Raw genomic sequence first — 22,844 nt, 5'->3', positions numbered from 1 at the left:
AGAAATACCTCCTTGTTTAATTGTGGTGATTTAATCATACAGGTATTTCTCTTTTTTTGTCCACTTTTATATACAAAATCGTGTTGGTGGATTATTCCCACCAACACGATTTATTATAGAGCCTTTAATTATAAACACATAGATATATTTAAAAAATGGTGGATTTATACCAAAAGGGATTTTTTACTAGATAAAGATTTTTTGAAAATAAAATTTGAGAAAAAATACACAAAACCTTGATTTTATGCGGTTTTAATATATCAACTTTTCAGAAAATAGAACGTGCCATTTTCTGAATTCATTTATTTAACAGTGATTTTACGGTACTCTGTTACTTTCCTCTCATTATTTTGTCATTTTAGAGCATTGAATAAAAAAAACTATTTACATTCGTATTCTTTTTGATATTCTGAAATAGAAATTATTTATAATTTCAGAAGAAAAATCAAAGGAGGTATTTTGATGGTAGGTATTATTATTGCAAGTCATGGAGAATTTGCATTAGGAATAAAACAATCTGCATCAATGATTTTTGGTGAACAAGAACAAGTTGAAGCAGTTGCATTTATGCCGAGTGAGGGACCTGAAGATTTGCAACGAAAACTTCGTGAAGCAATGGCTAAATTTGACACTGAAGAAGTGTTGTTTTTAGTGGATTTATGGGGTGGTAGCCCATTTAATCAAGCAAATATTTTGTTTGAAGAATCCCCAGAAACAAGAGCGATTGTTGCAGGCTTAAATTTACCGATGTTAATGGAAAGCTATGCAAGTCGTTTTACAATGACAAAAGCTCATGATATTGCTAAAGCGATTCTTCCAACAGCTCAAGAAGCTGTAAAAGTAAAACCTGAAGAGCTACAACCAGTTGTTGAACAACAACCAGTAGCACAAAAAGAAGAACGTCTAGGAGCTATTCCTGAAGGGACGGTACTAGGTGATGGACATATTAAATTTGTTCTTGCTCGTGTCGATACGCGTTTATTACACGGACAAGTTGCAACAACATGGACAAAAACAACGAACCCTGATCGTATTATTGTTGTATCTGATAAAGTATCTCAAGATGAGTTACGCAAAAAACTGATTGAACAAGCTGCCCCTCCGGGTGTAAAAGCACATGTTATTCCATTGAAAAAATTAGTAGAAGTCACAAAAGATACACGTTTTGGTGACACAAAGGCATTATTATTATTTGAAAATCCACAAGATGTGCTAGCAGTTGTTGAACAAGGTGTTGATATTAAAGAATTAAACATTGGGTCAATGGCGCACTCTGTTGGGAAAGTGCTTATTAGCAGTTCGTTATCAGTTGATCAAGAAGATGTTAACACGTATAAAAAATTAGCCGATTTAGGTGTTAAATTTGATGTTAGAAAAGTTCCAGCAGATAAACAAGCAGATTTATTTAAATTGATTTCTGCTAAAGCATCTGAAGGCTTATCATTATAATAGGAGGAAATTATGGAATTTAATGTAATTTCAACAATTTTAGTTCTCGTTGTAGCATTTTTGGCGGGTATGGAAGGTGTTTTAGACCAATTTCAATTTCATCAACCGATTATTGCGTGTTCATTAGTTGGATTAGCAACAGGACATTTAAGTGAGTGTATTATTTTAGGTGGGGCATTACAATTTATTGCAATGGGTTGGTCTAATATTGGTGCTGCTATTGCACCAGACGCAGCATTTGCTTCTGTTGCTTCAGCGATTATTTATGTAAAAGCAGGTAATTTTGATGTAGCAGGACGCCAAGTAGCGATTGCTTCAGCGATTACATTAGCAACAGTTGGTCTAGTGTTAACAATGGTGATGAGAACTGTTTCTGTTGTACTTGTTCACCAAGCAGATAAAGCTGCAGAAAAAGGTAATTTTAGAGGCGTAACAATGTGGCATTTAATTGCCTTAGCAGGTCAAGGATTACGTGTAATGATACCGTCAGGATTATTACTATTTGTACCTTCTGAAACAGTAAAAGATGTATTAGGTTCACTACCAGCATGGTTTACTGAAGGTATGGCAATCGGTGGAGGATTTGTTGTAGCCGTAGGGTATGCAATGGTTATTAACTTAATGGCAACAAAAGAAGTATGGCCATTCTTCTTCCTTGGATTTGCATTAGCACCATTAAACGAATTGACTTTGATTGCAACAGGTATTATCGGTCTGGCACTAGCTATTATCTACTTGAATTTATCTAAAAATGGTGGGAATAGCGGCGCAGGGGGTTCACAAGTTTCTGGTGATCCTTTAGGCGATATTTTGAATGATTATTAAGAGGAGGTATAGAGTATGACAGAAAATAAAGTAACATTAACAAAAAAAGACCGTCGTCATGTTATGCTTCGTTCACAACTTTTACAAGGTTCTTGGAACTATGAACGTATGCAAAATGGTGGTTGGGCATACGCTTTAATTCCTGCTTTGAAAAAATTATATACCACAGAAGAAGAACGTTCAGCAGCGTTAAAACGTCACTTAGAATTTTTCAATACACATCCATATATTGCAGCACCAATTTTAGGGGTAACATTAGCTTTAGAAGAAGAGCGTGCAAATGGTGCAAGTATTGATGATTCTGCTATTCAAGGGGTTAAAGTCGGTATGATGGGACCTTTAGCAGGTATTGGTGATCCAGTATTCTGGTTTACAGTACGTCCAATTTTAGGTGCGATTGCAGCATCATTGGCAACTGGTGGCTCTATTATTGCCCCATTATTCTTCTTTATCGTATGGAATGTTATTCGTGTATCGTTCTTATGGTATACACAAGAGTTTGGGTATAAACAAGGTTCAGAAATCACAAAAGATTTATCTGGTGGTTTATTACAAACTATTACAAAAGGAGCATCTATTTTAGGGATGTTTGTTATGGGGATTTTAGTACAACGTTGGACGTCTATTAACTTCCCAATGGTAGTATCAACAGTAAAATTATCTGAAGGAGCGTATGTGGAGTTCCCGAAAGGTAACATTACTAGTGAACAATTACAACAAATTTTAGGAGAAGTGGCAAGCGGAAAAGCAATTTCTCCAGAAAAAGTCACAACATTACAAGATAACTTGAATCAGTTAATTCCAGGTTTTGCAGCGTTATTATTAACGTTCTTGTGTATGTGGTTATTGAAGAAAAAAGTAAACCCAATTCTTATCATCTTCGGATTATTTATTGTGGGTATCTTAGGACATTTAGTAGGTATTTTCTAAGACATGAAAGGATAATATGAAATGGTCGTATCACAAAATACAAAAGTAGATTTTACAACAAAAGCAAATTCTTTTCACAGTGGCATTACAGCTAAAAATGGTTCCATTTTAATTGGTGATAAAGCGATTGAGTTTTATTATGAAAAAAATCCGAATGATTTTGTGCAAATTCCATGGCAAGAAATTGATAAGGTAAGAGCTCAACTGTATTTCAATAATCGTTATATTCGCGGTTTTTTTGTTGACACTAAGAAAAATGGTAGTTTTAACTTTGTTGTCAAAGATGCAGGCAAAGCATTAAAAATCATGCGTGAATATTTAGGTAATGATAAAATCATCAAAAATGTACCGTTTCTTTCTTTAAAATCCTTATTTAAAAGAAAATAATAGAACTCTCTATAAAGCCGTATGACTTTATAGAGAGTTTTTTTGTCATAAGAAATAAAAAAAGATGAAAAATCTTTTAAAATTAGGTATGATATATGAGATATGAGAATGATAAGGAGCGAGATAGATGACAAATTATCCACAATTAGAAACACAAACACAAAATGAAATACAAGTGTTGATGAAAACAACCAAAGGAGATATTGTTTTACGCTTATTTCCAGATGTTGCGCCAAAAACAGTAGCGAACTTTGTAGGTTTAGCAAAACAAGGTTATTATAATGGTGTTATTTTCCATCGAGTTATTTCAGACTTTATGATTCAAGGAGGAGATCCTACTGGAACAGGTATGGGTGGTGAATCAATTTATGGAGAAAAATTTGAGGATGAGTTTTCTTTAGACGCATTTAATTTTAATGGAGCATTATCTATGGCAAATGCTGGACCAAATACTAATGGGAGTCAATTTTTTATTGTTACAGCTAAACATGTGCCGGCACATATGTTATCACAATTAGAAAAAGGAGGTTGGCCAAAAGAAGCGATTGAAGAATACGCTAAAAATGGTGGGACACCTTGGTTAGATCAAAGACATACTGTTTTTGGGCAAGTGAAAAGTGGCATGGATGTTGTGTATGCTATTGAACAAGCAAAAACAGGTGCTCAAGATAGACCTTTAGAAGATATTGCCATTTTATCTATTGAAGAATTATAAGGTGTTGCCTATGTATAAAATTGGTGACATTATAGAAGGGACAGTAACAGGGGTTCAGCCTTATGGAATTTTTGTTAGTCTTGGTCAGGACGAACAAGGTTTAATTCATATTTCAGAATGTACACATGGATATATACAAAATGTACAAGGTTTTTTGACTTTGGGGCAAACGGTACGTGCCATGGTCATTGATGTTGATGAATATACGAAGAAAATCAGTTTGTCGTTACGTGCGTTAGAAAAAATTCCGGTTCCTAAGCAAGTGGTACGAAAGAAAAGACGGCGTGATGTTTATACTAATCAATTAGGATTTGAAACACTGCGTCAAAAATTACCTGAATGGATTGATGAAGCTCAGGAGTTAATCAATCAACAGACACATCAAGAATAATGGAGGTAGAAACATGGGAAAACATATAACATTTGATTATAAAAAAGCACTCTCTTTCTTTGGAGGGCATGAATTACGTTATTTACAATCAGCTGTATCAACAGCGAATAGAGATTTACGTGAAAAAACAGGTGCAGGTTTTGATTTTACAGGTTGGGTGGATTTACCAGAAACATACGATAAAGAAGAATTTGCACGTATTAAAGAAGCTGCTAAAAAAATTCAATCGGATTCAGATGTTTTAGTTGTGATTGGTATTGGAGGTTCATATCTAGGTGCTAAAGCAGCCATTGATTTCTTAAATCACAGTTTTTATAATTTAGACCCGAACCGTAAAACACCACAAGTATTCTTTGCAGGAAATAGTATTAGTTCAACCTATTTATATGACTTAATTGATATTATTGGTGATAGAGATTTTTCTGTGAATGTGATTTCTAAATCTGGTACAACAACCGAACCAGCGATTGCTTTCCGTGTATTTAAAGAGTTATTGATAAAAAAATATGGACAAGAAGAAGCAAAAAAACGCATTTATGCTACAACGGATGCCGCACGTGGTGCATTGAAACATGAAGCTGATGCAGAAGGTTATAAAACATTTGTTATTCCGGATAGTGTAGGTGGACGTTTCACAGTTCTAACGCCTGTGGGATTATTACCAATAGCTGTGACAGGTGCTGATATTGACGGACTGATGTCTGGTGCTAAGCAAGCAATGTTAGATTATCAAGAGGATGCTTTAGAAACAAATGAAGCGTATCAATATGCAGCAATTCGTAATATTTTATACCGTAAAGGTAAAGTGACAGAGTTATTAATTAACTATGAACCAAGTTTACAATATTTCTCTGAATGGTGGAAACAATTATTTGGTGAGTCAGAAGGGAAAGACCAAAAAGGTATTTACCCATCTAGTGCAAACTTCTCAACAGATTTACATTCATTGGGACAATACATTCAAGAGGGACAACGTAACTTGTTTGAAACAGTTATTAAAGTAGATAAACCAAGACGATCTGTTACAATCCCAGTAACCGAAGAAGATTTAGATGGATTAGGTTATTTGCAAGGAAAAGAAGTAGACTTTGTGAATACAAAAGCTTATGAGGGTACATTATTGGCTCATACTGACGGAGGTGTTCCAAACCTATTGGTTACAATTCCAGATACAAGTGCTTATACATTAGGATATTTGATGTATTTCTTTGAAATTGCGGTGGCTATTTCAGGTTATTTAAATGGTGTTAATCCATTTGACCAACCAGGAGTTGAAGCGTATAAGAAAAATATGTTTGCATTATTAGGGAAACCTGGTTTTGAAGATTTAAAAGCAGAATTAGAACAAAAATTATAAAATAGAACAAAGGTAGTGGAAAATTCGTTTTTACTACCTTTTTTCATTTGATATGATGTCTGGTACCATGCACATTAGTATTCTTTTTATAAAGGACAAACGTTTTGTACATTATTTGTTCGCATTCATGTTGATATTCGTATATATGGAATAGATATGAGTGAATTTATTTGTTATAATTAGACAAATTGATTTCTTTTTGTAGTTTTTTTCACTAAAGTATAGTAATATCAATATAGAATATTTAAGAAAACGAGGGCATTGAGATGAGTGAAAATATAAGTAAAATTCCAAATGCTACGGTTAAACGTTTACCTTTGTATCATCGTTACTTACAGTTATTATTAGACTCTGGTAAAACAAGAATCTCATCTGCTGAATTAAGTGAGATTATTAAAGTAGATAGTGCGACTATACGCCGTGATTTTTCACATTTTGGAGAACTTGGAAAACGAGGGTATGGGTATGATGTTGAGGCTTTATTAGCCTTTTTCAATAAAACATTAAATCAAGATCGACTGGCACATGTGGCGCTTGTTGGTGTTGGGAATTTAGGACATGCGTTGTTAAATTATAATTTCCAACAAAGTAATAGTGTGCGTATTAGTGCAGCGTTCGATGTGTCAAAAGACATTGTTGGTACAATTCAAAGTGGTGTACCTATATATGATATGAATGATATGGAAAAGCAGTTAAAAATACAAAAAATTGATATTATCATTTTAACGGTACCACAAACTGTTGCTCAAGAAACAGCAGAAATAGCCGTAAAAGCAGGTGTAAAAGGGATTTTAAACTTTACACCACTACGTTTATCTGTGCCAGAAGGTGTACGTGTACAAAATGTTGACTTAACAAATGAATTACAAACATTGATTTATTTCTTGGATAATGTTGAATAATATAAAATAAGGAGGAATCGTATGGCAAAAGACAAGAAAACTTTTTATTTAACAACGCCTATTTATTATCCGAGTGGGAATCTGCATATAGGGCATGCTTATACAACGGTTGCAAGTGATGCAATGATACGTTATAAAAAATTACAAGGATTTGATACTTATTTTTTAACAGGAACAGATGAGCACGGACAAAAAATCCAGCAAAAAGCGCAAGAGTCTGGAGTTACTGAAATAGAATTTGTAGATAATATTATTCATGGTATTAAATCGTTGTGGGAATTATTGGATATTTCTTATAACGATTTTATTCGTACGACACAGACAAGACATAAAGAATCTGTTCAAAAAATCTTCCAAAAATTAGTTGATAATGGAGATATTTATTTAGGTGAGTACGAAGGGTGGTATTCTGTATCTGATGAGGAATATTTTACAGAATCACAATTACAAGAAGTGTTTCGTGATGAAAACGGAAAAATGATTGGTGGTATTGCGCCGAGCGGTCATGAAGTACAACTTGTGAAAGAAGAATCCTATTTCTTTAGAATGAGTAAATATGCAGATAGATTATTGGCATATTATGAAGAACACCCAGATTTCATTCAACCAGAATCACGTCGTAATGAGATGGTTAACAATTTTATTAAACCGGGTTTAGAAGATTTAGCGGTATCGCGTACATCGTTTGATTGGGGTATTAAAGTACCAAATGATCCAAAACATGTTATTTACGTATGGATTGATGCATTATCAAACTATATTACGGCTTTAGGATATGGTTCAGATGATGAAACACTCTTTAACAAATATTGGCCAGCAGATGTGCATTTTATTGGAAAAGAAATTGTTCGTTTCCATACGATTTATTGGCCGATTATGTTAATGGCACTTGATTTACCATTACCTAAGAAAATTTTTGCACACGGTTGGTTATTGATGAAAGACGGGAAAATGTCTAAATCAAAAGGAAATGTTGTTGATCCAAATACATTAATTGAACGTTATGGATTAGACGCGTTGCGCTATTATTTATTACGTGAAGTACCATTTGGTTCAGACGGTATTTTTACACCAGAATCTTTTGTAGAACGTATTAACTATGACTTAGCAAATGATTTGGGGAATTTATTAAATCGTACGATTGCGATGATCAATAAATATTGTGGCGGTGTGATTCCAAGTTTTACACAACCTGTTTCTAATTATGATTCAGAACTGATACAAGCGTCAAAAGATATGATTGATGAAGTCGAACAAGCAATGGATAATATGCAATTTTCAGTGGCATTAACAGCTATTTGGAAATTTGTTTCTCGTACAAATAAATATATTGACGAAACAACACCATGGGCAGCAGTAAAAGACGACACAAGACAAGAGGAATTGGCACGTACAATGAACTATTTAGCAGAAAGTTTACGTATTATTGCTGTTTCTTTACAACCATTTTTAGTAGATACACCAAAACGTATTTTTGAGCAACTATGTATTGAAAATGAAACATTAAAAGATTATCCGTCTATGCACACATTTGGTGTTATTCCAGTCAACACAAAAGTTGTGGAAAAAGGAGAACCGATTTTCCCACGTTTAGATATGGATATAGAAGTTGCGTATATTAAAGAACGTATGGCAGCAGGAGCACCAGTAAAAGAAGAGGTAGAGGTTTTTGAACCTGAAAAAACAGAATTAAGTTGTCAAAAAGATGCGATTGTTTATGAAGATTTTGATAAAATTGAATTAAAAGTCGCGCAAGTTGTTGATTGTTTACGTGTTGAGGGCGCTGATAAACTATTAAAATTCAGACTAGATGCAGGTGATAAAGGAGGACATCGTCAAATACTATCTGGTATTGCGCAATGGTATCCAAATCCTGAAGAGTTTATAGGGAAAAAAGTTGTGATTGTTGCAAATTTAAAACCACGTAAACTAAGAGGGCATATTAGTCAAGGTATGATTTTATCTGCTGAGAAAGACGGTCAACTACAAGTTGTTTTTGCTCCAGAAGAATCACAAATTGGTTCAACAGTAGCATAATGAGTAAATGCAGCGTTAAACCGAACTCGGTTTAACGCTGTTCTTTTGATTAGGAGTTATCATGAAAGATTTTAAAGTAATTGATTTACATAAAACATATGGCATTAAAACTTTATTAAATGGTGTTTCATTTCATATTCGTGAAGGTGAACATATAGGACTAATTGGACAAAACGGAACTGGAAAAAGTTCTTTGATGTCTATTTTAAGTAGAGAAGATGTAGCAGATAGTGGAGAGATTGAATGTGCCAATGACTTTAGAATTGGTTATTTAAAGCAAAACCCATTTTTATCTGAGCAGGATACGGTTTTTGAAGCGGTTTATAATGGAGATGCACCTTTATTACAAGTGGTTAAACAATATGAGCAGGCTGTTTTGACACTAGAGCAAGATCCTGAAAATCCAGTTTATCAAAAACAATACACACACGCAGAGCAGCATATGACGCAAACGAATGCTTGGCAGTACGAGGTTCAAATTAAAACGATTTTAACAAAATTAGGTATTCTAGACTTAACGCAAAAAATTAGTACACTTTCGGGTGGTCAAAGAAAACGTGTGGGATTAGCTCAAGTGTTAATTGAAGAGCCTGATTTGTTACTTTTAGATGAGCCGACAAACCATTTAGATTATGAAAGTATTGAATGGCTTGAACAATATTTAGCGCAGTATAAAGGAGCATTGATTTTAGTCACGCATGATCGGTATTTTTTAGAACGTGCTGTAACCAAAATGTTTGAATTGATAAATGGAAAAATTGAGGTTTATGAGGGAAATTACGAAACGTATTTAGAGCAAAAATCTCAAAGACAAGCTATTCAAGAGCGTATGCACGCTAAAATGGAAAAATTGTATACTAGTGAATTAGCGTGGATGCGTCAAGGAGCACAAGCAAGAACGACAAAACAACAGGCACGTATTCATCGTTTTAAAGAGATTGAAGAACAAGTCAAAAATAAAGTCGAAACACAAACGATGTCATTGAATGTAGAAGGCTCACGATTAGGAAAACGTGTCTTTGAGTGTGAACAGGTTACTTTAACCGTAGGAGAACATACGGTTGTGGAAGATTTTACATATATTGTTCAAACGCATGATAGATTAGGAATTGTTGGAGAAAACGGTGTTGGTAAAACGAGCTTGCTACACGCATTTGCACAAAATCTACCCTTTACAAGTGGTTTATTTAAAGTTGGAGAAACTGTTAAAATTGCCTATTACAAACAATTATCAGACGACTTGCCAGAAGATAAACGAGTGGTTACTTATATGCAAGAAGTAGCAGAGGAAGTTGAAGTAGGACAAGGGCAAAAAATGAGTGTGACAGAATTACTGGAAACATTTTTATTTCCTCGTCATATGCATGGTGCTCTTATCGGAACATTATCGGGAGGAGAAAAAAGACGTTTATATTTATTGCAGTTGCTTATTCAAAAGCCTAATGTATTACTATTGGACGAACCAACAAATGATTTAGATATTGCGACGTTACAAGTATTGGAAGATTACTTAGACACTTTTTCCGGTGTTGTGATTGTTGTGTCACATGATAGATATTTTTTAGACAGAACAACAGATAAACTTATTGTATTAAATGGGAATGGACAATACGATACATTTATTGGAAGTATGACGGATTATTTAGAGAAAAAGAAAATAGAGAATGTCCATGAAAAAAGAGAAAAGGCAAGATCGCTCGTTGAACAAGAACAAAAAACAGTGAAAAAGCGTATGACGTATCAAGAGAAAAAAGATTGGGAAACGATTGAGGATGATATTACTCATTTAGAACAAGAAATTGCAAAAATTCAGGAAGAAATGGTACAACAAGCAAGTGCATTTGATATATTGCAGTCATTACAGCTTGAGCTAGAAGAGAAAGAAGCCTTACTCTTAGATAAAATGGAGCGCTGGGAATATTTAAGTACATTTTATGATGCCTAAAAATCTATATTGAAAACGGTTATCATATCTTTTATAATGAACAAAATGATAAAATAAATGGAGGAACTATGTTAAAGAAAAGTTTTTTAACAGCTTTGTTGTTATTTGGTATTTTCTTTGGTGCAGGAAATTTAATTTTTCCACCAGCATTAGGATTATATTCTGGACAATATTTTTGGCCTGCAATGACAGGGTTTGTATTATCAGGAGTGGGTGTCGCTGTTTTAACTCTAATTATTGGAACACTTGGAAAAGATGGCTATAAAAAAGAAATAGAGGGGAAAATATCAAAATGGTTTTCTGCCTTATTTTTATCTGCTTTATATTTAACGATTGGTCCATTTTTTGCTATTCCACGTACAGCGACAACATCATTTGAAATTGGTGTAAAAGTATTCATGCCTGAAAATAGTTTACAAATAGGTTTGTTTATTTTTACTGTATTGTATTTTGGATGTGCGTATTTATTATCGGTTAATCCAAATAGTATTTTAAAAAGTGTTGGTAAAATTTTAACACCGATGTTTGCTCTTATGATTGTGGTTGTGATGGTATTAGGTATTATGAAATATCATCAAAATCCAGTATCAATAGCTAGTCCAGAGTATGTTCAAGCGCCTTTTTTAACAGGATTTATTGAAGGATATAATACCTTAGATGCATTAGCAGCCATTGCTTTTTGTGTAGTTGCGTTACAAACATTGAAACAGTTTGGGTTTCAATCAAAAAAAGAGTATTTACAAACTATTTGGGGTGTAGGTATTTTAGTAGCAATTGGATTTAGTGTTTTTTATGTAGGATTAGGGCTATTAGGAAATAAATTTCCTGTTCCACAAGAGGTTTTGTCGAATAGTGACATCAACAAGGGTGCTTATTTATTGACAGAAATTACGAAAGATTTATTTGGTTCGGTAGGCCAATATTTCTTAGGAGGTATGGTTATTTTAACGTGTTTTACAACAACAGTAGGTTTAATTGTATCTGCCAGTGAATTTTTCAGTGAGTTATATTCAAAAATTAGTTATAAAATGTATGCAAGAGTATTTACATTAGTAGGCTTAGCCATTGCTAATTTAGGATTAAGTAATGTGATTAAATATTCAGTTCCAGTTTTATTGATATTATATCCGATTGCGATTAGTATTGTATTGCTTGTGATTGTGAATAAGTTTATCGCAATGTCTAAATTTGGTATGCAATTAACCGTGGGAGTGGTTGTATTCATTTCTATTTTCTCTGTGATTAAAGTGAGTGGTATTTCAGAGGTATTGGCACAGTTGCCACTGACGAAACAATCATTGGGTTGGCTATTACCGGATATAGTATGTATGCTGATTGCATGTGTCTTGCCTAATAGACAGCTCGGAGAACCTTTTGATTTTTCAGTTATGGTACATAAATAAACAAGCAACGTGAAGTGACGAGGTTACTTCACGTTGCTTATTTTTAGGGTATAATTATTATTCAATTAGACTAAGGGTGTACATCTTGCATAAATATTAAAAAAATGATATAGTTTTGTTGTATAGGTCTTTAACGTTATTCCGTGAGATAACAAAGAAAGAATTGAATAATCAAATTTTTCAGGCCGAATACCATTATTTCGGGCTTTTTTTATGCCCAAAAATATAGGAGGAAAATATGGAAAAGAAATTATTATTAGACGTGCATCAAAAGCCGGAATGGAAAATGGGATTATTATTGAGTGTGCAACATATTTTTGCGATGTTTGGTGCAACGATTTTAGTACCGATTTTACTGAACATGTCTGTATCAGTAGCGTTGTTTTGTAGTGGATTAGGGACATTGATCTATATACTTGCTACAAGAGCAAAAGTTCCTGTTTATTTAGGTTCTTCGTTTGCGTATATTAGTGCAATGAGTTTAGCTATTCAACAAAAAAATGGGGATATTTCAGCGGCACAAACAGGTATTATTTTAGTTGGTTTTGTTTATGTATTGATTGCCGGTGTGATTAGTGTAATTGGGACAAAATGGGTAGATAAATTATTACCACCTATTGTGATTGGACCAATGATTATGGTTATTGGATTAGGTTTAGCAAATTCAGCCGTAACAAATGCAGGTTTTATAAAAGATGCTGATTTGAAACAAATTTTTGTTGCAGTCGCAACATTTCTAGTGACAGCTTATATCAATACAACGGCAAAAGGCTTTTTCAAAATTATTCCGTTCTTACTAGGTATTTTAGCGGGATATATTGTCGCGATATTTGTTGGATTAGTTGATTTTTCTGCCGTAGTGAGTGCACCATGGATTAGTATTCCTGATTTTTCTTTACCATTTGCAACACCATGGTTTAAATCATATACATTAGATTTTGGAGCAGAATCATTGGCAATCGTTCCGATTGCGATTGTGACGATTTCAGAGCATATTGGAGATCACACAGTATTAGGTGAAATTTGTAAACGACAATTTTTGAAAGATCCAGGATTAAAATGGACGTTAATTGGAGATGGTGTAGCAACCTCTGTATCAGCCTTTTTGGGAGGACCAGCTAATACAACATACGGAGAAAATACGGGTGTCATTGGTATGACACGTATTGCTTCTGTATCTGTTATTCGTAACGCTGCATTGATTGCGATTGGGTTGAGTACATTAGGTAAATTTACAGCACTTATTTCTACTATTCCAACGGCAGTTATCGGTGGGATGTCTATTCTTTTATATGGAGTTATTGCAAGTAATGGTTTAAAAGTGTTGATTGAAGCAAAAGTAGACTTTGGTTTATCTAAAAATTTAATTATCGCAAGTGCAATGTTGGTTTTAGGACTTGGTGGAGCGGTTTTACAAGTAACACCAGAATTGACACTATCAGGAACAGCACTAAGTGCTTTAGCGGGGATTATTTTGAATTTAATTTTACCAAATAAAAAAGGCGAAGCAGGAAAAGAAGTGTTATAAATAAGAGGCATCTTTGATACTAAATAGATTTTACACAAAAGACGTATACGTTAAATAGTCACGGGCTATTTAACGTATTTTTTGTAGGGAATATCCAAAAAGAGCGGTGTTTTATAGTGTACATATATATTGATAAAATGTATTTTTTAATAAATTATAAAAAAATTACGTTTTATCATAGACAAAATTATTCAAAACTTGCTATACTTTTAGTAACTATAAAATTGTATAGGCAAGATAGGAGGATAGTGCTATCACTGATAGCTTTTATATGGCAAAAGTAAATAAAAATAGTGCAAAGCACGCCACCAATCGAGTGTTTATATGGTTGCTTATTAGTAGTGTGTTGGCAGGCTTATTGGTTTTTCAAATATGGCAAAATGTGAAACAAAATCAAGAATTTCAACAAACCCTTAAAAATGTTCAGGCGGATAAGGAAAAAGCTGAAGTTCAGAAAATGGAATTACAAGCCCAAGTGGATTTGCTAAACGATGATGATTATATTTTGAAACTCGCTAGAAGCAGAGGATTTATGGGAACAAAAGATGAAATCATTTTTAATATTCCAAGTGAAAACATGTTATTAAAGCAAGAACAGAAAAGGGAAGAGCAAGAAAACAAAGAATAAACAATTTAATGTATAGTGGAGGAAATATCATTTTATGGTAGTTGAAGTAGGAAATAAATTGTCTGGTAAAGTGACAAGCATTACAAAATTTGGAGCATTTGTACAGTTGGAAAATAATCAAACAGGGCTTGTGCATATCAGTGAAGTGTCAGATACGTTTGTTAATGATGTCAACGATGTGTTGGCTGTTGGAGATACAGTGAATGTAAAAGTGACAAATATTTCTCCAGATGGAAAAATTAGTTTATCCATTAAACAAACGATTGAAAAACCAGCTTCTGAACAATCTAAACCTAAATTTAAAAAACAACAATCCGAAAACCACACAAGTTTTAAAGAACGTCCGTCATTTCAATCAAAAGCACCACAAAAACCAAAAGAAGTAAAAAAACAAGATGATTTTGATGCGTTAATGAGTGCCTTCTTAAAAGATAGTGATGAAAGATTGCTTTCTTTAAAACGTAATACAGAAGGAAAACGTGGTGGACGTGGTGGACGTCGTAGTTAAAAAAGAACCCCTATCCTAGCCTATTGTTAGGAGGGGCTTTTATCTTTTATTGAATGGAGATTATTATGACAGTAGAGTTACCGCATTTTTGGAATAAAACGAGCAAGCTCTTATTGGCGATTTCAGGAGGAGTAGATTCCATGGTATTACTTGATTTATATATACAGTTAAAAAATCGTCCTAGAGCATTGGTAGCTTATGTCAATCACGGTATTCGTCAAGAGGCATATAAGGATATTCAACTTATTCAGAATGTTTGTCGAAGGGAAGGTATTCCGTTCGTAACCAATGAGGATATTCCAACTCTTCTTTCTGAGGACGAAGCAAGAACGTATCGCTATGGATTTTTGAAAAAAATTGTTCAAGAGCACCAATGTACGCATCTTGTGACGGCCCATCATTTAGGCGATCAAGTTGAAACAATCATGATGAAACTCGTTCGAGGGAGTAGTCTTGAGAGCTTGGTAGGTATGCAACAAGTACGATTTTTTACTGAAAATTGTCAACTCGTTCGTCCTTTATTATTATATGGAAAAGAAATGTTGATGGACTATGCAAAAAATCATAGAATTGACTATTTAGAAGATAGTACCAATCATTCTGATGCTTATACAAGAAATCGTTTTAGACACCATATTTTGCCACTATTAAAAAAAGAAAATCATCAATTTTCAAAACATATAGAAGATTTTTCAAAAGAATTAATAGATGTGCTACAGATTGCTAATGAGCATATCGTTCATACGTATGAGCATGTTGTGCAAAAGAATTGTATTCAAGGAGAAACATTCAGAACTTTGCCAACTTATCTACAAAAACAAATTATTGTTAAATGGCTTCGGCAACATCAACTCGTGACAAAGAGTGCTATTGAGGACGTTTTGAATCTACTTAATCATACAGCAGGAGAAAAAGTGTGTGATTTAAAAAATGGATGGCAATGCGTTAATCGTTACGGGAATGGATTTCTAGAACGAAAAACGAATCACCAGTATAAAGCACTAAATATGACCGAAGATGACACAGTGGATATACAAGATTATTGCTTATATGTGTCTGATAGTACAGAGCATGCTATTTGTCCGGTATCCATAGATGATTTGCCATTGACTATACGAACACGACAAACAGGAGATAAGATGTGTTTAGGTACTTTTTCAAAAAAAATCAATCGTATTTTTATTGACGAAAAAATACCTAAAAGTGAACGAGATAGTATTTATTTAATTGTAAATAAAAAAAATGATGTTTTAGCGATTTTAGATGAGCGTTGTCAACGATTGTCTAATTTTAGAGAAACTGGTAAAATAAGTGAGCGATATATTATTTATAGAAAGAGAGAAAAATCATGATACATGAAGATATTGAAAAAGTTCTTGTGACAAAAGAAGAATTAGAAGAGTGTGTAAAACGTTTAGGTGAACAATTGTCAGCAGAATATGACGGGAAAAAGCCTTTAATCGTAGGAGTTTTAAGAGGGTGTATTATGTTTATGACAGATTTAGTACGAAATATGTCTATTCCTTTAGAACTTGATTTTATTGATGTGAGTAGTTACGGGGATGAAACAGAGTCTTCTGGTTATGTCAAAATCTTGAAAGATTTAGATACATCTGTTGAAGGACGTCACTTGATTTTAATTGAAGACATTGTGGATACAGGTAGAACATTGATGAAATTGAAAGAATTGTTTGAATACCGTAAAGCAGAGTCTATTAAAGTCGTGACCTTATTAGATAAACCAGAAAGACGAGTTGTTTCATTAGATGCAGATTATGTAGGTATTGAAATTCCAAATGAGTTTGTTGTTGGTTATGGATTAGATTATGCTCAACTATATCGTAACTTACCATATATCGGTGTATTAAAAGAATCTGTCTATTCAGAAAAAGACTAAGACTAAAGGTTGATTTTTTGCAAATTGATGTATTTTTAAAATCAATTATGCTAAGATATAACGTGACGCTGTTAGCGTAAGAATAGATTGAAGATAGTTTGAAACATGACAATATGGCATGTAGGAGGTATAAATGAATAAAAAACGCTTTATAGGAAGCAATGTGTTGTATTTGCTCTTGTGTATAACAGTCGTTTGGGGCTTTTTCTCTCTGGCAACGGGCGGGAGCACGTCATCAGGGCAAAATGCCATTACAACGACAGAATTATTTGAGCAATTACAAAAAAATAATGTCAAGAGCATAAAAACACAACCTGTAGATGATGCGGTTGAAGTTACGGGTGAGTTGAAAGAATCTATTGATGTTAAAGCTGTTGAAACAGGTATTTTTACAAACTTTTTAGGTTCTGGTCAATCTAAAGTTAAAAAGTTTAAACTTTACATTAGTAATTCTGAATACATGAAAGAAACGATTGAAAAATTATCATTGGAAAAAGGTGTAGAAGTCAAAGCAGAGCAAAGAGATCAATCAGGTATTTGGATTTCTGTTTTAGCCAATTTAATTCCAACAGCTGTTCTTATTTTCTTCATGTTTAGCATGATGGGCAATATGGGTGGTGCCGGAGGCCGTAATCCAATGAGTTTTGGGAAATTACGTCCTGAAGATACACAAGGTAAACCAAGTAAAGTACGTTTTACTGACGTTGCCGGTGCAGAAGAAGAGAAACAAGAATTATTAGAAATTGTTGAATTTTTAAAAGACCCTCGTAAATTTACAGCCTTGGGAGCTAGAATACCTTCTGGTGTTTTATTAGAAGGCCCTCCAGGAACTGGTAAAACATTATTGGCAAAAGCAGTTGCCGGTGAGGCAAATGTACCATTCCATTCTATTTCAGGTTCTGAGTTTGTGGAAATGTTTGTTGGGGTTGGTGCAAGTCGTGTACGTGATTTGTTTGAAAAAGCAAAAAAATCTGCACCAGCAATTATTTTTATTGATGAAATTGATGCAGTAGGTCGTCGCCGTGGAGCTGGTATGGGTGGCGGAAACGATGAGCGTGAACAAACATTAAACCAAATGTTAGTTGAAATGGATGGGTTTGAAGGTAATGAAGGTGTTATTGTTATTGCTGCAACAAACCGTTCAGATGTTTTAGACCCAGCCTTGCTACGTCCAGGACGTTTTGATAGAAAAATTTTAGTTGGTAATCCAGATGTGAAAGCACGTGAAGAAATTTTAGCTGTTCATGCACGAAAAAAACCAATGGCTAAAGATGTTCATTTAAAAGATATTGCAGAAAAAACACCGGGATTTTCAGGTGCTGATTTAGCAAACTTATTAAATGAAGCGGCACTTATTGCGGCTCGTTTAAACAAAAAAATGATTGATGCGGAAGATATAGATGAAGCACAAGATCGTATTATAGCCGGTTTGGCAAAACGTGATCGTGTGAGAACAGAAAAAGCAAATCGTGTTGTTGCTTACCATGAAGCAGGACATGCCATTGCCGGTCTAGTATTAGCATCTGCACAAGATGTCCATAAAGTGACGATTGTACCACGTGGGCGTGCAGCAGGATACGTGATTTCTGTTCCAAAAGAAGATCAAGTTGTCTACTCAAGAGAAGAATTATTCCATAGAGTAGTTGGTTTGCTTGCGGGACGTGCAGCAGAGGAGTTAATTTTTAATGAATCTTCAACAGGTGCAAGTAATGATATTGAACAGGCATCTCAAATTGTACGTTCTATGGTTATGGTTTATGGGATGAGTGATAAGCTTGGTATGGTTGATTATAAATTAGATAATAATGGTTTTATGACAAATAGACATTACTCTGATAATACAGCGAGTGCGATTGATAAAGAAGTTATTGATATTATGAATCAAGCAAAACAAAAAGCACGTCACATTTTAGAAAAACATAAAACACAATTAGATTTAATTGCGGAAAAATTAATTGAACTTGAAACGATTGATGGTCGTGCAATTAAAACATTATTTGAAACTGGAAAAATGCCAGAAGAGGTTGACTATCCAAGTGAAAAAGTAGTGGAAGAAACATCAGAAGAAAATATAAAAGAACAAGAAGCATAAACGAATGAATGCGTTAAGTGGCACGTCGTGCCACTTAACGCCATTTTTCATGAAAGGAATATATAAATATGTCGGATTATTTTGTAAAAGCATTGGCATTTGACGGGCAAATTCGCGCATTTGCTGTTGATGCAACACAGACGGTTAAAGAAGCCCAAAAACGTCATGATACGTGGCATACTTCAACGGCTGCTTTAGGTAGAACGATGATTGGTGCTTTATTATTAGGCTATAATTTAAAAGGAGAAGAAAAATTAACGGTTGAAGTTAAAGGAGATGGACCGGCGGGTAAAATTGTAGTCGATAGCAATGGTAGTGGACAAGTAAGAGGATATATTCAAAATCCTAATTTATCCTTACCGTTAAATGTATATGGCAAGTTAGATGTACGTGGTGCTGTTGGTACACAAGGAACGCTAACCGTTCGTAAAGATTTAGGATTAAAAGAACCTTTTTCTGGGCAAGTACCAATTATTGATGGAGAATTGGGTGAAGATTTTACATATTATATGGCACTTTCTGAACAAACACCGTCATGCGTTGGTGTGAGTGTTTTAGTGGATACCGATGATAGCGTCAAAACAGCCGGTGGATTTATGATACAAGTGATGCCAGGTGCCACTGATGATGTGATTACTGAGATAGAAAATCGTATTCAAAAAATGCCTCAAATTTCAGATTTAATGGATTCAGGCTGTAAACCAGAAGAACTATTAGAATGGGTGCTTGGAAAAGAGCATGTGAATATTTTAGAAACATTACCAGTTGCTTTCCATTGTGACTGTACACGAGAAAAATTTGAAGCAGGCTTATTAACACTTGGACTAGAGGATTTAAAAGAAATTAAGGAACAAGATAAAGGCGCTGAGATTGTATGTCATTATTGTAATGATAAATATTATTTTTCTGAAGAGGATTTACAAGAATTGATACAATCAATTGAAACAAAAGCATAAAGAATGAAAAAAACAATGTTTATACTTGCTTAACATTGTTTTTTTATGTATGTTATAAAGGTAATCATAAGCGAAAGGAATGTATTGTATGTTATCACGTTACACACGTCCAGAAATGGCAAAAGTATGGTCAGAGGAAAATCGTTATCAAACATGGTTAGAAGTAGAAATTTTAGCTGATGAAGCTTGGGCAGAATTAGGTGAAATTCCAAGAGAAGATGTTGAAAAAATTAGAAAAAATGCAACATTTTCTATTGAACGTATTTTAGAAATTGAGGAAGAAACAAGACATGATGTGGTGGCATTCACACGTGCTGTATCAGAATCTTTAGGTGATGAAAAAAAATGGGTGCATTATGGATTAACGAGTACAGATGTTGTGGATACAGCTTATGGCTATCAGTTAAAACAAGTTAATGATATTTTAAGAAAAGATTTAGAGAATTTTTTGAATGTATTAAAAGAAAAAGCAATTACCTATAAAGATATGGTATGTATGGGACGTACGCATGGTGTACATGCAGAACCAACAACATTTGGATTGAAAATGGCCCGTTGGTATTCTGAAATGAAGCGAAATATCGAACGTTTTGAACATGCAGCCAAAGGTGTAGAAGCAGGAAAAATTAGTGGGGCTGTAGGGACTTTTGCAAATATTCCAACAGAAGTAGAAGCGTACGTTTGTCAAAAATTAGGCATTCGTCCTCAAGAAGTGTCAACACAAGTTTTACCACGAGATTTACATGCAGATTATTTATCAGCAATAGCTTTAATCGCAACAAGTATTGAAAATTTTGCTGTTGAAATTCGTGGATTGCAAAAATCTGAAACAAGGGAAGTTGAAGAATATTTTGCTAAAGGTCAAAAAGGATCTTCGGCTATGCCTCATAAACGTAATCCTATTGGTTCAGAAAACATGTGTGGTATTGCTCGTGTTATTCGTGGGCATATGGTAACAGCTTATGAAAATGTTGCTTTGTGGCATGAACGTGATATTTCACATTCCTCAGCAGAACGTATTATATTACCAGATAGTACATCACTGTTAAATTATATGTTAAATCGTTTTGCAAATATTGTAAAAAATTTAACGGTATTTCCTGAAAATATGAAACGTAATATGGATGCAACATTTGGTCTTATTTATTCACAACGTGTTTTACTGAAACTGATTGATAAAGGAATGAGTCGTGAACAAGCATATGATTTGGTTCAGCCTTGTACAGCAAAAGCATGGGATAATCAAACAGCTTTTAGACCGATTTTAGAAGCTCAGTCAGAAATTATGGCTGTCTTAACGAAAGAAGATTTAGACGATGCTTTCGACTATCATTACCATTTAAAACAAGTAGATACTATTTTTAAACGAGTAGGATTACTCGATTAGTATCTTTTGTTACATTTATATTACAAAGTGAAAACAATTTCGTAAAAAGGCATGTATTCAGTATATATTGTGTTAAAATGTATAATGTAACAATATATGTATGATTTTGTCATACTCACGAAGCGAGGAATAGACTTGAATAAGAAATTATTGACAGTATTGGCTGTTGCATCATTAACTGTAACATCAGTTGTAACACCTTATATGGCTTATGCCGAAGATGTAAATAGTCAAATTGAGAAAGCAAAAAATCAAGTTGAGAATTTAACAAATAAGTTAAGTGAAGCTGAAAAAGAATTGGCAAATGTGTCGGCACAAATTACTGAAGCAGAAGAAAAATCTGCTCAATTACAAGAAGCAATGACACAAACGCAAAAAACGTTAACAACATTAACAGAAGATATTAAAACTTTAGAAGAAATTATTGCTAAACGCACGGTTAAATTACAAACACAAGCACGTGCAGAGCAAACAGAAAATACATTAGAAAACTATCTAGGGGTTATTTTAAGTTCTCGTTCTATTGTAGATGCTATCGAGCGTTTCAATGCTATTTCTGCATTAGTAACATCTGGAGCGGAAATGCGTGAACAACAAGTACGTGATAAAGAAAGTGTTGAAAATAAAAAAGTAGAAGTTGAGAAAAAATTAGTAGAACAATCTCAAAATGCAAAAGAGTTAAGTGACTTACAAAATGAATTATCTGTAAAAAAAGCAGAACGTGAAGTATACGTTTCTTCGATTGCCATTGAAAAAGCAAGTGCTGAGAAAGATAAAAAAGATTTAGAAGCAAAACGTGACGAAGCAATTCGTCAAGCAGAAGCAGCTAAAAAAGCAGAAGCAGAACGTATTGCGAAATTAAAAGCAGCACAAGAACAACAAGCAAAAGAGCAACAAACACGTAATGCTTTGGCAGCACAACAAGTGGGGCAAGGTATTGCGACAGCGACATCATCTCAACAATCGATTACATCACAAGCAGATGTATCCATTGGTGCAACATCAAGTGCTAAAGGTCAAGCTATTGCAGCAGCAGCCTTGGCACAATTAGGTGTGATGCAAGATTGTACAAGATTAGCAACGAATGCATTAAGAGCAGCAGGTATCAATTATCATGGTTGGCCAATTGGTTATATGTCATTGGGAACAGTTGTTTCAGCAGCTGAAGCTCAACCAGGAGATTTGATTTATTACGCAAATGGTGGTATGGGCTTAGCACATATTGCTGTTTATATTGGAAATGGTAAGGCTGTTCATGGTGGATGGAATGGAAATACAACAGTTGTAAATACAGCTTATGTTGGTTCAGGTCCAGTTTTCATTCGTGTAAAATAGTTGAAAAAGACCACTAAAGATTTCTTTAGTGGTTCTTTTTATTTTGGCTCTTCGTCAAATTGTGTTGGTGGAGAGAAATAGTGAGTATGTTGGTAGTGAATGGCATTAACCATTCACTACCTTTTTCACATTCTTTTTCTGCCACTGAGAATGGTGTTGTATGATTAAAATA

General features: G+C 34.1%; 20 protein-coding genes. All 20 read left to right on the top strand.

From position 1 onward, the window contains the following. Positions 1–462: 462 nt before the first annotated feature. The 20 genes from GMA11_RS07980 to GMA11_RS07885 all read left to right on the top strand — a co-directional run bounded on the left by GMA11_RS07980 (position 463) and on the right by GMA11_RS07885 (position 22,672). Positions 463–1,449: a mannose/fructose/sorbose PTS transporter subunit IIB gene (locus tag GMA11_RS07980; RefSeq protein ID WP_163546639.1), complete on the top strand. Its 987-nt coding sequence runs from the start codon at positions 463–465 to the stop codon at positions 1,447–1,449. Positions 1,450–1,461: 12 nt separating this feature from the next. Continuing rightward, positions 1,462–2,274 carry a PTS mannose/fructose/sorbose transporter subunit IIC gene (locus GMA11_RS07975; RefSeq protein ID WP_163546638.1) on the top strand — a complete coding sequence of 271 codons (813 nt, stop codon included), beginning with the start codon at positions 1,462–1,464 and terminating at the stop codon, positions 2,272–2,274. Positions 2,275–2,289: 15 nt separating this feature from the next. Next, positions 2,290–3,204: a PTS system mannose/fructose/sorbose family transporter subunit IID gene (locus GMA11_RS07970; RefSeq protein ID WP_163546637.1), complete on the top strand. Its 915-nt coding sequence runs from the start codon at positions 2,290–2,292 to the stop codon at positions 3,202–3,204. A gap of 21 nt (positions 3,205–3,225) precedes the next feature. Further along, complete coding sequence (locus tag GMA11_RS07965) at positions 3,226–3,591, top strand: DUF956 family protein (protein WP_163546636.1); 366 nt, start codon at positions 3,226–3,228, stop codon at positions 3,589–3,591. Positions 3,592–3,718: 127 nt separating this feature from the next. Next, entirely contained in the window at positions 3,719–4,306 is a 588-nt protein-coding gene (locus tag GMA11_RS07960) for a peptidylprolyl isomerase (RefSeq protein ID WP_163546635.1), read from the top strand. A gap of 10 nt (positions 4,307–4,316) precedes the next feature. Continuing rightward, a complete protein-coding gene (locus GMA11_RS07955) occupies positions 4,317–4,697 on the top strand; it encodes a CvfD/Ygs/GSP13 family RNA-binding post-transcriptional regulator (protein WP_163546634.1) in 381 nt (126 codons plus the stop codon). Positions 4,698–4,710: 13 nt separating this feature from the next. Then, positions 4,711–6,054: a glucose-6-phosphate isomerase gene (locus GMA11_RS07950; protein ID WP_163546633.1), complete on the top strand. Its 1,344-nt coding sequence runs from the start codon at positions 4,711–4,713 to the stop codon at positions 6,052–6,054. Between the two features lie 266 nt (positions 6,055–6,320). Next, positions 6,321–6,956, top strand: a complete 636-nt coding sequence (locus GMA11_RS07945; RefSeq protein ID WP_163546632.1) for a redox-sensing transcriptional repressor Rex — start codon at positions 6,321–6,323, stop codon at positions 6,954–6,956. 21 nt (positions 6,957–6,977) lie between these two features. After that, positions 6,978–8,993: a methionine--tRNA ligase gene (gene metG, locus GMA11_RS07940; RefSeq protein ID WP_163546631.1), complete on the top strand. Its 2,016-nt coding sequence runs from the start codon at positions 6,978–6,980 to the stop codon at positions 8,991–8,993. A 61-nt stretch (positions 8,994–9,054) separates the two neighbouring features. Next, positions 9,055–10,938 carry an ABC-F family ATP-binding cassette domain-containing protein gene (locus GMA11_RS07935; RefSeq protein ID WP_163546630.1) on the top strand — a complete coding sequence of 628 codons (1,884 nt, stop codon included), beginning with the start codon at positions 9,055–9,057 and terminating at the stop codon, positions 10,936–10,938. 68 nt (positions 10,939–11,006) lie between these two features. Then, positions 11,007–12,341, top strand: coding sequence for a branched-chain amino acid transport system II carrier protein (brnQ, locus tag GMA11_RS07930; RefSeq protein WP_163546629.1), 1,335 nt, complete (start codon positions 11,007–11,009; stop codon positions 12,339–12,341). A 238-nt stretch (positions 12,342–12,579) separates the two neighbouring features. Continuing rightward, positions 12,580–13,869: a uracil-xanthine permease family protein gene (locus GMA11_RS07925; RefSeq protein WP_163546628.1), complete on the top strand. Its 1,290-nt coding sequence runs from the start codon at positions 12,580–12,582 to the stop codon at positions 13,867–13,869. 271 nt (positions 13,870–14,140) lie between these two features. Further along, the gene (locus GMA11_RS07920; protein ID WP_163546627.1) at positions 14,141–14,497 is read left to right on the top strand and encodes a septum formation initiator family protein; all 357 of its coding nucleotides are present in this window, start codon (positions 14,141–14,143) and stop codon (positions 14,495–14,497) included. A gap of 34 nt (positions 14,498–14,531) precedes the next feature. Beyond that, positions 14,532–15,005, top strand: coding sequence for a S1 domain-containing RNA-binding protein (locus GMA11_RS07915; protein ID WP_163546626.1), 474 nt, complete (start codon positions 14,532–14,534; stop codon positions 15,003–15,005). 65 nt (positions 15,006–15,070) lie between these two features. Then, positions 15,071–16,357, top strand: coding sequence for a tRNA lysidine(34) synthetase TilS (gene tilS / locus GMA11_RS07910; RefSeq protein WP_163546625.1), 1,287 nt, complete (start codon positions 15,071–15,073; stop codon positions 16,355–16,357). Then, positions 16,354–16,902: a hypoxanthine phosphoribosyltransferase gene (hpt, locus tag GMA11_RS07905; protein ID WP_163546624.1), complete on the top strand. Its 549-nt coding sequence runs from the start codon at positions 16,354–16,356 to the stop codon at positions 16,900–16,902. The genes tilS and hpt overlap by 4 nt, the downstream gene beginning before the upstream one ends. A 133-nt stretch (positions 16,903–17,035) precedes the next feature. Further along, positions 17,036–18,994 (top strand): ATP-dependent zinc metalloprotease FtsH, encoded by a 1,959-nt coding sequence (gene ftsH, locus GMA11_RS07900; RefSeq protein WP_163546623.1) that lies wholly within the window; start codon positions 17,036–17,038, stop codon positions 18,992–18,994. Between the two features lie 68 nt (positions 18,995–19,062). Further along, positions 19,063–19,950, top strand: coding sequence for an Hsp33 family molecular chaperone HslO (gene hslO / locus GMA11_RS07895; protein WP_163546622.1), 888 nt, complete (start codon positions 19,063–19,065; stop codon positions 19,948–19,950). Positions 19,951–20,038: 88 nt separating this feature from the next. Beyond that, a complete protein-coding gene (gene purB, locus GMA11_RS07890) occupies positions 20,039–21,337 on the top strand; it encodes an adenylosuccinate lyase (RefSeq protein WP_163546621.1) in 1,299 nt (432 codons plus the stop codon). 135 nt (positions 21,338–21,472) lie between these two features. Then, positions 21,473–22,672: an NlpC/P60 family protein gene (locus GMA11_RS07885; RefSeq protein ID WP_240328837.1), complete on the top strand. Its 1,200-nt coding sequence runs from the start codon at positions 21,473–21,475 to the stop codon at positions 22,670–22,672. Positions 22,673–22,844: the final 172 nt, after the last annotated feature.

It is taken from the genome of Granulicatella sp. zg-ZJ, from assembly GCF_010892355.1.
Classification (GTDB): domain Bacteria; phylum Bacillota; class Bacilli; order Lactobacillales; family Aerococcaceae; genus WM01.
Note: the sequence above shows the minus strand (reverse complement) of the source record. Positions and strands in the feature narration are given on the sequence as shown.